Genomic DNA, 12516 nt, shown 5'->3' on the forward strand with positions numbered 1-12516 from the left:
AAGTATAAATGGAAATACATCTTAGATATTAGAGATTATACTTTCGAGAAGAATATTATTTTTTATAAGATAGTAGAATAACTAGTTAAATATTCTAGTGCAAATGTGATTTCTTCAAAAGGATACAAAGAATTCTTACCACCACAGAATTATATTAATGTGCACAATGATGTTAAGATAGAAAATAGTATAATTGAAGAATTTTTGAAAAAATCTCGAAGTAATGATGTTATTAGAATATCATATATTGGGCTGATTAGATTTCTTGAACAGAATAAAAAAGTAATAATGAAATTTAAAGATGATCCTAGGTTTCGTCTTAGATTCATAGGAAAAAATGCAAAGCTCCTTGAGAATTTCTGTGTTGAAAACAATATCAATAATGTTGACCTTATAGATCAGTTTCCTCCAGAAATGACACTTAATTACTATGGAGAAACAGATATTATCAATAATCTTTATGGTAACAATTCACCCTTATTAGAATATGCTCTTTCAAATAAATTATATTATGCGTCTAAACTAAGGATGCCAATATTGGTTTGTAAGAATACTTACATGGAACAAATTTCGATGAAGTACGGATTTGGATATGTCTTTGATTTCGAAGACTCTGAGGCATGTGATAAATTATATGACTATTATAATTCGATTGATTGGAATGGTTTAGAAGAAGGGGGTAATAATTTTAATGCAGTGGTAGATAATGAAAACAAAGCATTTGAAATGGAAATAAAAAGAGTAATTGTATGAAGGTTCAGATTGGAGTGTTGTAATGATTATAATTCATGTTGAAGATTATTTTGATCCAACAGCTGGTTACCAAATAAATGAGTTGCTATTTGCTGGGAAAGGCAGTGATGATGATGTTTATTTGATTACATCTAATGATATGTCTCCTTTTCACAAGAATCATTCAATAAAAGCTGATGAAGATTTTGAAAAAAATACTGGGATTAAGATTATCAGACTTGATGTTTACCTTAAATTCTCAAGTAGAATAATCCTCAAAGGCTTATTTAAGACAATAAAGCAAATTAATCCACATCTAGTTTACATGCATGGGATAGGCGATTTTAAAGATTTAATTTTGTTTAGGGCTAAAAGAAAATATGAAATTGTAAGAGATTGTCACATGTCTTGGGTAGCATCACAAAATAGATTTAGAATGCTATATTATACATTATTCAGAAAAATCTTTGCTCCAATAATCAATAATACTGATAAGTATGCCAAAATCTTTGCTTTAGGAGATGAAGAATATCAGTATTTGACTAATTTAGGAATTTCACAATCGAAAATTGATTATTTAAGGCATGGTTATAATGATGCAATTATGTATTATGACCATGCCGCAAGAGCGAGTATAAGAAAAGAGTATGGGTTCGAAGATTCTGATGTTGTAATCTCATATATTGGTAAATTTAACAAATCAAAACGTCCTGATATTGTATTTGATATTATTGATAATATAGACAAATCTGTCATTGATGAGTTTAAATTAAAATTGTTATTTATTGGGCCTAAAGAAAATCAATACATGCAAAATACATTTGGTGCAAAATTGAAACAAATGGAAGACAAAATCAAGATTATTGTTGATTCTTCAAAACCATTTAATGAGTTGAGAAAATATTATTCAGCAAGTGATATTTGTATATTTCCAAAAGAAACATCACTAAGTTCAATTCATGCTCAAATATGTGGATGTCCAGTGATTATGGAAAACCATGTTTCTAATAATGAAAGGGTAGTAAAAAAGGATAATTTATTTGAAGTTAATAATCTAAATCAAGCAACTGATATTCTAAAGAGAATTATTGAGAGAAAAGAATATTTAAAGAAGGACGATACTCCGAATTTATTTAATGATAGAGAATATAAAAATCAAGTAGAGAAACTAAGAAAGCTGATATGAGTATACTTTACTTAATAATTATTCAATTCAAAGCGAAGGAAGATTTATATGCAAATATCCCAAAATAGAGGTGAATCAATAAAATTAGATAGAAAAAAACTTGACAGTAGAATACCTTTCTATATGAAAGTTATTATATTTTTATTTCCTTTTGCTACTTTTATTGGTTCATACTTAAATGTGTCAGTTATTAGTCTAAGCAACATATATAGTCTATTACTAATGTTTCTTGTGTTTAGACAGCTTTTGAAAGGAAGATTAAACTATATAAAAGGATATATTTTGTTTTTTAGCGTTATGATTATGTATTCATTGTTTACAATTATTTGGTCTAGATATTCGCCAATAGGGATGACTATTTTCCTGCCGCTAGTTACAGGATTTGTCTGTATGGCTTTTGTAGCATCACTTGATTATAGGAATTTAAATCTTTTTCTTAGAAGCATGTCAATATTTACTTATATAGTTTTATTGATAGCGCTTTATGAGACTCTTTTTGGTAGTTATATTCTATTTGATAACAATGATTTTATTTATGTTTTGAATAAGTACGGTTTTCATTATCCAGGAGTAGCATTTGCAAATCCAAATGATTTAGCGCAATATTTAGTATGTATAGTTCCGATAATATTAGCAAAACAGTTTGATGAAAAGAAAGTATTTTTACCAACAATAATATTCTTGGTTACATTATTTATATTGTTTAATACTAATTCTAGATTATCAATAATATCAATCTTTATAATTGTGTTCGGTTATTTCATTGTTTTTTTAAGTAAGAATAAATTAATATTTAAGAGAGGATTATTTACCGGCGTCTTACTATATGTGCTAATAAATCTTGTTTCGGTAATAGGAATTGATCTCAAGACCTTTGACCTTCTTGATAATTTCCTATTAATTAACTCTTCTATGGATTACTTTACAGGTCGTAGTGTTCTATATACAGAAGCCTTCGCTTTGGGAGTTGAAAATTTAATACTTGGAGCTGGCTTAGGGGGTAGTTATGCTGTAACTACTATAGGAACACATAATATGTTTCTGTTTATTTTCTCGGATTTGGGAATCCTTTTTGCTGTAGGATTCATTTTATTTTTATTCTTTCTATTTATAAAATTGTATAGATACAGAAAAATGAAGCTTATTAACTTTCATTTTGCAAGCCTGATGTTATCAATTTTAGTTGCCTTTCCAATAGTAAGTTCCATGTCTTCAGCTAATGAACAGAGAAAAATAATCTGGTTAATACTTGGGCTAATGCTTTCAGTATTGAGTAATTATAAAGAAAAAACTAAACTGTTAGCTATCGATAAAAGGAGTGAGAGCTGTCATGATTACTAATTTATATTCCGTTTTATATAAAAGTAGAGAGAAAAGACTGAGTTTACTTATCTATAGATTGGTTAAGTTGTTTCTCAATATTGTTTATCCCATATATTGTAGGATTAATAAATCATATAAATATAAAAAGAATGCAAATGGAGTTATTGTATCTTTAACTTCTTTTCCCGCAAGAATTGGTTCATTATGGATTGTAATTGAGACACTTTTAAGACAGACATATAAACCTGAGAAAATAATATTATGGCTAGCTGATTCGCAATTCGAATCTCCTGAAGACTTACCAATTAGTTTACGTAAATTGATGGATAGAGGAGTTGAAATTAAATTCTGTGATGATATTAGATCACATAAAAAGTATTACTATACTATGAAAAACTATCCAGAGCATACAGTTATTACTGTTGATGATGATACTTTTTACCCTGAGAATTTAGTTGAAAATTTGTTGCTTACAAGTAAAAGATATCCTAATACAATATGTTGTAATTTAGCACATAAAATGACTTTCGATAATAATGGTAATATTATGCCATATACTAAGTGGGATTCCGGAGCTCAAGGATGCAGTGCTCCAAGTAATGAATTAGTTCCAGTTGGATGCGAAGGTGTCTTATATCCTCCTGGGGCTCTAGATGAAAATGTATTTGATAAAGATCAAATATCTCAATTGTGTCCTTTAGCTGATGATTTATGGCTTAAGGCGATGGCTACACTAAATGGATTTAACGCTGTAAAGGTAAGACCAGATTCTATACCATTTGCCAACCTGTTATCAGCTAAAGAAAGTTCATTAAATTCAGTGAATGTTAATGAAAATAAAAATGACGAGCAGTTGAAGAATATCATTGATGCATATCCGAAATTAAAAAAGATATGGAGATGTACTTAATTGAAAGCGAGTGAGTCCTATGGAATTAATTTATTTTTTTAAAGAAAAAGATACTTTAATGGATAAATGGCAGGCTTATCATATTTTTGACGAGCTTAAGAGATATGATATAAATGTTACAGTCTTTAATCCATTGAAATATGGAAGTGTTGATGAATCAAATCAAGAGTTAATTAAGCATATTAGCACAACGAAATATGATTTGTTTATGACTCCACATACTAGTAAGGAAATCTATGTCGAAACTGTTATAAAAGTTAAAGAGTTAGGGATTCCCACTTTATTAATTTGTTTTGATAACCTAATAGTGCCATTTAATCATAAGCAAATAGCTAGACATTTTGATCTGGTATGGTTGACGTCACAAGAAACGGAAGAAATGTTTAAGAAATGGGGAGCTACTACAATATTCAATCCATATGCTGCAAACCCATATTTGATGAGGCCAAAATTTAACGAAGAATTATTGAGTGTTGCATTTATAGGAACTCCTTACGGAAGTAGAGTAAATATGATAAATGCTTTAATTGAGAATGACGTAACTGTTGATTTATTTGCTAACAGGAACAGAGATAAAAATATTAAAGAAAGAAAACAACTTATAGATGGTTACCTAATTCCAATGTACAATCTGTCAAGATTTGAAATTGGCAGAAGAGTTTTAAAGGGAGCACTACTTCAGAAATTAAAAGCTAAAGCCGTTCTAGATTATGAAAATAACAATTTAAGGTTAAATGATTCTGTTCCATTACTCGGATTAAGTGAGCTATATTCGAACTTTGCGTTATCTTTATCAAGTACTGCAGCTCGAAATACAGGGATATTGAAGAATCCAGTGGATATAATTAACCTGCGTAGTTTTGAAATTCCTATGAGTGGGGGATTACAGATTTGTAAATACAATAGTGAACTAGCAAACTATTTTGAAGAGGATAAAGAAATATTGTTTTATGATTCAGATGATGAATTAATTGAGAAAGCTAAATACTATTTACGCCCAGAAAACAATGAAAAAAGAATGATGATGAAAATGGCAGCAAGGAAGAGAGCAGAATCTGACCACTCATGGTTTGAGAGGTTTAGGAAAATATTTGATTATTTAGGCTTGCAATATGATAGATAGATGGTGTTGATATGGGAAAAAAACAGTTAGTTATTAATTTGATTGCAAATATTATATCTTTTTCTTCATCGCTACTCATTTCGTTTTTCTTAACGCCTTATTTAATTTCAACAATAGGTAAAGAAGCATATGGATTTTACCCAATGGCAAATAATTTCGTTGGTTACCTGATGATTATAACACTAGCCTTAAATTCTATGGCTTCTAGGTTTATCACAATAGAGATAGTTAAAAGAAACTACAGTAGAGCTAAAGAATATTTTTCTTCAGTATTTTACTCCAATGTATTATTAGCTTTTATACTATCTTTACCAATGGCGGTGATTGTTTATAAGATCAACTCGTTTCTCAATGTACCTTCAGATTTGGTAAACGAAGTTAAGTTGCTTTTTGCGTTAGTGTTCATCGCTATGATTATTTCAATATTTACGTCTGTATTTGGGGTAGCTACATTTGCTAAGAATAGGTTAGATTTAAAATCTTATGCAGAAATAGTTCAGGGCATAATTAAAATCAGTCTATATATTGCTCTATTTTCAATTTTTAAGCCTTCGTTAATTTTCATTGGGATTGTAGCAGTTATACAAAGCTTAACAAATTTATTGATACAAGTATTTTTCACAAAGAAATTACTTCCAGATTTTCAATTAAGTCTTTCTTATTTTGATTATAGAAGTGTCAGAGAACTTTTAGCGTCTGGTGTATGGAATTCCTTTAACTCTTTGGGAAGTCAATTACTATTAGGGGTCACTTTACTTCTAACAAATATTTATGTTGGAGCCTCAAGTGCAGGCGAATTAGCAATAGTCCAAACAATGCCACATTTTATTAGTAGTATTATTAGCATGCTTTTCTCTGTTTTTATGCCAAGGATAACATTAGTATACGCAGAAAATTCTCCGGGTAAGTTGGTAGATGAAGTAGTATTCTCTCAAAAAGTAATTGGGATAATGGCTACAACGCCAATATTGCTTGTCATAATTTTTGGTACGGATTTTTTCTCACTATGGGTACCTGATCAAAATGTATCAAGGTTACAATTACTTTCAATTCTCACATTAATTCCTCTAGTTGTTCATGCAAATATGTGGACTGTTTATGGATTAAATATAGTCCTTAACAAAGTGAAAATTCCATCATTAATGCTAATAGTTACAGGTATTGTGAGTATATTGATGTCAGTGAGTGTGTTAACATTTTACATCAAGAGTGCTTATGTTGTGTTAATTGTTAGTGGAATATTCAATGTCTTGTATTATATGGGGTTCATACCGATGTACGCAAGTAATCAACTGAGAATTAAATATAATGTGCTGTACAATCATTTAATAAAGACATTAGCGTTCTCAATATTATTTGTTTTGAGCGGGATTTTCTTTAAGAGTTATATCATGATAAATAGTTGGTTAGAATTTTTCTTCTGGAGCGGATTATTCGGTGTTATAGGATTGTTGATAAATGCAATTACTATACTAAACAGGAGAGAATTTAACAAATTAGTGGTTATTATGAAGCAACAGTTACTTAATAGATTTATTAAAACAAGTGAAAAGAAGGGAGATCAAAAATGAATGTGGGTCAAAAAAAGATTAATGTAATAGGATTAGGTTATATTGGACTTCCAACTGCTTTAATGTTTGCAAAAAGTGGAGTTGAAGTTATTGGAACGGATTTAAATACAAAATTAGTAGAATCATTGTCAAAAGGGAAACTAACTTTTGAAGAAGAAGGGCTGGAGGAGTTATTTAATGCTGCTGTCGAACGTGGTATCAAATTCACAACGGAGTATCAAAGTGTAAATGATTATATTATTGCTGTTCCAACACCATACTATGATGACACAAAAAAAATTGACCCGCGATACCTAATATCTGCAATTGAAGAGGTATTGAAAGTCGCAAAAAAAGGAGCGACTTTAATAGTTGAATCTACAATACCACCAGGAACTATGGATGAACAAATACGTCCGTTAGTAGAAGAAAAAGGTTTTGTAATCGGAGAAGATATTCACCTTGCTCATGCTCCAGAACGTATTACTCCTGGTAACATGATTTACGAGTTAGAAAATAATTCAAGAACAATTGGAGCAGATGAAGAAGGTGTTGCAGAAAGAATCAAAGAAATTTATGCAAGTTTCTGTAAATCAGAAATTGTAACAACGGATATACGTTCTGCAGAAATGTCTAAAGTAGTTGAGAATACTTATAGAGATGTAAACATAGCATTCGCCAATGAACTAGCAAAGATTTGCCGTGAAGGTAATATGGATGTATATGAAATCATACGTATTGCTAACAAACATCCACGTGTAGATATTTTACAACCAGGACCTGGAGTAGGAGGGCACTGTATTCCAATTGACCCTTGGTTCTTAGTTGGTGATTACCCAGAGTTATCAAATTTAATTTTAAGTGCTCGTAAGATTAATGATTCTATGCCAGAATTTGTGTTTGATAGATTAAAAGATATCATGAAGCAAAATAATATTAAAGATGTCTCAAGAGTTGGTGTATACGGATTAACTTATAAAGAGAATGTGGATGATACACGTGAAAGCCCAGGATTACAGTTAAAAGAGTTATTAGAAGAAAACCTTGTTCAAGGGGTAAAATACTATGATCCATTTGTAAATAAATCAATTGTAGAAAATCAATTATTTGATTTTGATGAGTTTGTGAATAGTACAGATGTAATTATTGTTATGACAGCTCATAATCATATTAAAAATAATTTTGATAAACTTAAAAATAAACATATTTTAGATACTAAAAATGTGTTTGATAATTCTGTTCATAAACTATAATTAAGGAGCAAAAAATGAAAAAAGTTATGGTTGCTTTTGGAACTAGGCCAGAAGCTATTAAAATGTGTCCGTTAGTTAAAGAATTGAAAAGTCGTGACGATATTGAATTAGTTGTCTGTGTTACAGGTCAACATAGAGAAATGTTACAACAGGTATTAGATACATTTAATGTTGTTCCTGACTATGATTTAGCTATTATGAAGGATAAGCAGACACTATTTGATGTTACCATTAATATCTTAGATAAAATGCGTGATGTTCTAGATAAAGAACAACCAGATATTGTACTGGTACATGGTGATACATCTACAACTTTTGTAACATCTTTAGCTTGTTTCTACTTACAAATTCCTGTAGGTCATGTAGAAGCAGGATTAAGAACGTATGATATTTACTCACCTTATCCTGAAGAGTTTAATCGACAAGCAGTTGGCTTAGTTGCTAAATATCATTTTGCTCCGACTGAAAGGTCGAAACAAAATTTATTAAAAGAGGGAAAAAATCCTGAAGATATTTTTGTTACAGGAAATACCGCAATCGATGCTTTAAACACAACAGTAAAAGAAGATTTTACTCATGATTATTTAGAATGGGCATCAGATAGTAGATTAATCTTGATTACTGCTCATAGAAGAGAAAACTTAGGCGCACCAATGCACTCTATGTTTAGAGCAATAAAACGAATTATAGATGAAAATACAGATGTGAAAGCTATCTATCCGATTCATATGAACCCTGTTGTCCGAGAAGCAGCTAATGATGTTTTTGGAGACGATGATCGAATCAAAATTATTGAACCACTGGAAGTGGTTGATTTCCATAATTTCATTGCTAACTCACATATCATTGTTACAGATAGTGGTGGCATACAAGAAGAAGCTCCTGGCTTAGGTGTTCCAGTATTAGTAATGAGAGATACAACTGAGAGACCTGAAGGGATTGAAGCGGGTACGTTAAAATTAGTTGGTACTGATGAAGAAGTCATTTATAGCACTTTTAAAGAGTTGCTTGAAGATGAGTCAGTTTACGAATCAATGAGTAAGGCAAGTAATCCATACGGTGATGGGACAGCTTCTAAGCAGATTGTAGATATATTATTGGATAAGTAGTAATTTACTTTATGACATTAGTAATTTTGCTGGTATTTTATTAATTTATTGGATTAAATTACATATAAAATTAGTCTAGATAGATATTATCAAATAAATTACAGTTTGAATAGTAAAGAAACTTTGGAGTTAAACAAGTTGTTCTCCCTTAGATTTTATAAATTAACCAAATTATTTTTGTGAGAATCTTTAGCTATGAGCTTAACAAAAATCTTAAGTATTAATGTGTCTGTGTAAAGGCGCAAGTTAAAGTGATTACTAGGAGGATATGAATGTCAAAAGTACGTAAAGCAGTGATTCCAGCTGCTGGATTAGGAACGCGTTTTTTACCAGCAACGAAAGCCATTGCTAAAGAGATGTTACCCATTGTTGACAAGCCAACGATTCAGTTTATCGTGGAGGAAGCTATTGCTTCAGGCATCAAAGATATTATTGTCATAACTGGGAAGGGGAAACGCCCTATTGAAGATCATTTTGATTCGAATTTTGAATTAGAATACAATTTACAACAAACAGGTAAAGATGAGTTGTTAGCATTAGTGGAAGAAACGACAGAAATTCGACTCCACTTTATTCGTCAGAAGCGACCAAAGGGCTTAGGAGATGCTGTATATCAGGCTAGATCATTTGTTGGTAATGAACCATTTGTAGTGATGTTAGGGGATGATATTATGGTTGATGAGGTGCCTCTAACGAAGCAGCTGATGAATAACTATGATAAGACGAAAGCCTCAACCTTAGCAGTGATTCAAGTGCCACATGAAGAGACGTCAAAGTATGGAGTGATTGATCCAGTGACAGAAGTATCTGAAGGAATCTATACGGTGGACTCTTTTGTTGAGAAACCGGACCCTGAAGATGCCCCAAGTAACTTGGCTATCGTAGGACGCTACTTATTGAAGCCAGAGATTTTCAGTATTTTAGAGAAGCAAGGACCTGGACGTGGTGGCGAGATTCAATTAACCGATGCGATTGATACTTTGAATAAGACACAGCGCGTATTTGCCTTGGAGTTTAAAGGTAAGCGATACGATGTTGGGAATAAGTTAGGTATGTTGGAAGCGAATATTGAGTATGGACTGAAACATCCGGAGCTGAAGGTTGAATTGAAAGAGTACTTGAAGAGTCTTGTTGAGGGGTTTTAAGGATAAGTTATAGAACTGCTATTTGCTTATACTAGCAGTTTACGTATCTACATAAAGAACCATCTAAACCACTTTTAATAAGTGGTTTAGATGGTTCTTTTTATTAAGTATTCTATCTCACTATTTCGTTTAACATATAATTTTCTGATATCATAGAAAGATAAGGTGTGTGGTCCGATATCTTGATGTCAAAGATAATTTAATTTTGTAGGTTTATTGCACTCCAAAAATGTAGATTTTCGACAATGAAACGTGTCAGAAAATCAGTAATTTTGTGCGTGTTTGATCCGATAAGATTTGCCTCATATCTTGAATTTATTAAAGGAATGTACTAATTAATACAAAATAGAGGCGGCTGTTTCTGTACTTTAAAAAATTCTCATTACTCCAGATGAAGGGAATTTACTGACTAGCTTCATAAACTGAAGAACTTTTTTTGATTTTTTATAAATTTTATTTCACAATCTTAGTATATAACTTGAAATAAAACTTCAAACCTTTATAATAAACTAAGAAAGCGCTTTACTGATTTGTCGTGTAGTTTTAAGTTAATCAGAAAGGAATGAAAGTGTATGGAGAGAAAAGTAAGTATGTCGGGTGTTTTGAAGGTGTTAGGGGTATTTATGTTAGGCTTGTCACTTCTAACTAATAGCTTGATAGTAGTGCAGGCTGAAGATGATTTCAAGTTTGGTCTAGAAATGTTGTTGTCTGATCACAAAGATTTACTTGAAGGGAAGCGAGTGGGGCTTGTAACGAATCCTACTGGAATTGACCAGGATTTAAATACAACTGTTGATTTGTTATTTGAAGATTCTGATATTGAATTAACCGCTTTATATGGTCCAGAACATGGGGTTCGTGGGAATGCTGAAGCGGGAGAGTATATTGAATTTTATACGGATCCAGAGACAGAATTACCAGTATATAGTTTATACGGTGAGACACGTAAACCAAGTTCAGAGATGTTAAAAGATGTGGATCTACTCGTCTTTGATATTCAAGATGCGGGTGTGACTTATTATACTTATGTTTGGACGTTGTATAATATTATGGAAGCTGCCTCTGAAGAAGGGAAGCAAGTGGTCGTGCTTGACCGTCCGAACCCGTTAGGTGGAGATTTAGTTGCAGGTCCAGTAGTTGTTGAAGAAGAACATTCTTCTTTTGTTGGCTTGAAGGATTTAGCGTTAGTTCACGGGATGACTTTTGGAGAGTTAGCACAGTATTTTAATGGGGAATTTGATTTGGGTGTTGACCTAGAAGTGGTTGAAATGCAAGGCTATGACCGAAGTGAATCTTATGCTGAACTAGATATTCCATTCGTAATGCCATCACCCAATATGCCAACAACCGATAGTATAGATGTTTACCCAATTACCGGATTATTTGAGACATTCGTGAATGTTTCCGAAGGTCGAGGCACAACAAAACCATTCCAATTGGTTGGCTCGGACTTTGTGAATGGTAAGGAATACGCCCAAGCATTGAATGACCTTAACTTAAGTGGTGTTAAATTCAGAGCAGCTGCCTTTACTCCCGCTCCTGGACAAAAGCTTGAAGGGAAGCTCGCTGAGGGGGTCGAAGTTTATGTGACAGACCGTGAAGAATATGATCCACTTTATACGGGTCTATCAATGATTCACGTGTTGAATAATCTATACCCAGATGAGATTGAGTGGCGTGAAGATCAATGGCTAGCTAAATTAACTGGTAAGTCGTCTATTGAAGAGGACTTGAAAGCAGGCCAGCCAGTGGAAGAAATCATCGCAAAATGGGACGAAAAATTACTATCATTTAAATCAACTCGTGAAGAATATCTTATCTACCCAAGTGGTGAAGAATAGACTATATGTGAGCACCTCCTTAGAAATTAATCTAGGGAGGTGTTTTTTACGTAAGGATGCTTTTACTCAAAGGAAGTCGCACTAGGCATAAAATAGATATTTTAGAAAAATAATGGTATCAAATTATAGTTAATTTGTTTGGTGTAAAGGAATTCTACATAGTTCATGATTATAGCGACTAGATAGCCCCAGTTGTTTGGACTTTAGCTCTACCAAGTGACTACTGCCACACATTTGTACCACTGATGCCAACTTTCTTACCACTGTTTGCCAAAGAATGTACCACCTTTTGCCAGCTTAATGTACCACTAAAGAAATATCCCATAACCACTGTGATTTAAGTT

General features: G+C 32.1%; 10 protein-coding genes. All 10 read left to right on the plus strand.

Features of this window, described 5'->3' with window-relative positions:
- Positions 1-105: 105 nt before the first annotated feature.
- On the plus strand, positions 106-753 hold the full coding sequence (locus ACEN4N_RS07875; protein ID WP_407093994.1) for a hypothetical protein: 648 nt from the start codon (positions 106-108) through the stop codon (positions 751-753).
- 22 nt (positions 754-775) lie between these two features.
- The gene (locus ACEN4N_RS07880) at positions 776-1918 is read left to right on the plus strand and encodes a glycosyltransferase (RefSeq protein WP_407093995.1); all 1143 of its coding nucleotides are present in this window, start codon (positions 776-778) and stop codon (positions 1916-1918) included.
- A gap of 48 nt (positions 1919-1966) precedes the next feature.
- The gene (locus ACEN4N_RS07885; RefSeq protein WP_407093996.1) at positions 1967-3259 is read left to right on the plus strand and encodes an O-antigen ligase family protein; all 1293 of its coding nucleotides are present in this window, start codon (positions 1967-1969) and stop codon (positions 3257-3259) included.
- Positions 3249-4151: a hypothetical protein gene (locus ACEN4N_RS07890; protein ID WP_407093997.1), complete on the plus strand. Its 903-nt coding sequence runs from the start codon at positions 3249-3251 to the stop codon at positions 4149-4151. Before ACEN4N_RS07885 ends, ACEN4N_RS07890 begins: the two co-directional genes overlap by 11 nt.
- 19 nt (positions 4152-4170) lie before the next feature.
- A complete protein-coding gene (locus ACEN4N_RS07895; protein ID WP_407093998.1) occupies positions 4171-5274 on the plus strand; it encodes a glycosyltransferase in 1104 nt (367 codons plus the stop codon).
- Between the two features lie 11 nt (positions 5275-5285).
- Positions 5286-6845, plus strand: coding sequence for an oligosaccharide flippase family protein (locus ACEN4N_RS07900; RefSeq protein WP_407093999.1), 1560 nt, complete (start codon positions 5286-5288; stop codon positions 6843-6845).
- Positions 6842-8077, plus strand: coding sequence for a nucleotide sugar dehydrogenase (locus tag ACEN4N_RS07905; RefSeq protein WP_407094000.1), 1236 nt, complete (start codon positions 6842-6844; stop codon positions 8075-8077). The genes ACEN4N_RS07900 and ACEN4N_RS07905 overlap by 4 nt, the downstream gene beginning before the upstream one ends.
- 14 nt (positions 8078-8091) lie before the next feature.
- Entirely contained in the window at positions 8092-9186 is a 1095-nt protein-coding gene (gene wecB, locus ACEN4N_RS07910; RefSeq protein WP_407094001.1) for a non-hydrolyzing UDP-N-acetylglucosamine 2-epimerase, read from the plus strand.
- A gap of 272 nt (positions 9187-9458) precedes the next feature.
- Positions 9459-10331, plus strand: coding sequence for a UTP--glucose-1-phosphate uridylyltransferase GalU (galU, locus tag ACEN4N_RS07915; RefSeq protein ID WP_407094002.1), 873 nt, complete (start codon positions 9459-9461; stop codon positions 10329-10331).
- A 572-nt stretch (positions 10332-10903) separates the two neighbouring features.
- On the plus strand, positions 10904-12172 hold the full coding sequence (locus ACEN4N_RS07920; protein ID WP_407094003.1) for an exo-beta-N-acetylmuramidase NamZ domain-containing protein: 1269 nt from the start codon (positions 10904-10906) through the stop codon (positions 12170-12172).
- Positions 12173-12516: the final 344 nt, after the last annotated feature.

The sequence above is a fragment of the Ruoffia sp. FAM 20857 genome (genome assembly GCF_045528645.1).
Taxonomy (GTDB): domain Bacteria; phylum Bacillota; class Bacilli; order Lactobacillales; family Aerococcaceae; genus Ruoffia; species Ruoffia halotolerans.

Bases quoted from the DNA above. Each gene is read 5' to 3' on its own strand.
- ACEN4N_RS07880 (WP_407093995.1), top strand. From the start codon at position 776: ATGATTATAATTCATGTTGAAGATTATTTTGATCCAACAGCTGGTTAC.
- ACEN4N_RS07885 (WP_407093996.1), top strand. From the start codon at position 1,967: ATGCAAATATCCCAAAATAGAGGTGAATCAATAAAATTAGATAGAAAA.
- ACEN4N_RS07890 (WP_407093997.1), top strand. From the start codon at position 3,249: ATGATTACTAATTTATATTCCGTTTTATATAAAAGTAGAGAGAAAAGA.
- ACEN4N_RS07895 (WP_407093998.1), top strand. From the start codon at position 4,171: ATGGAATTAATTTATTTTTTTAAAGAAAAAGATACTTTAATGGATAAA.
- ACEN4N_RS07900 (WP_407093999.1), top strand. From the start codon at position 5,286: ATGGGAAAAAAACAGTTAGTTATTAATTTGATTGCAAATATTATATCT.
- ACEN4N_RS07905 (WP_407094000.1), top strand. From the start codon at position 6,842: ATGAATGTGGGTCAAAAAAAGATTAATGTAATAGGATTAGGTTATATT.
- wecB (WP_407094001.1), top strand. From the start codon at position 8,092: ATGAAAAAAGTTATGGTTGCTTTTGGAACTAGGCCAGAAGCTATTAAA.
- galU (WP_407094002.1), top strand. From the start codon at position 9,459: ATGTCAAAAGTACGTAAAGCAGTGATTCCAGCTGCTGGATTAGGAACG.
- ACEN4N_RS07920 (WP_407094003.1), top strand. From the start codon at position 10,904: ATGGAGAGAAAAGTAAGTATGTCGGGTGTTTTGAAGGTGTTAGGGGTA.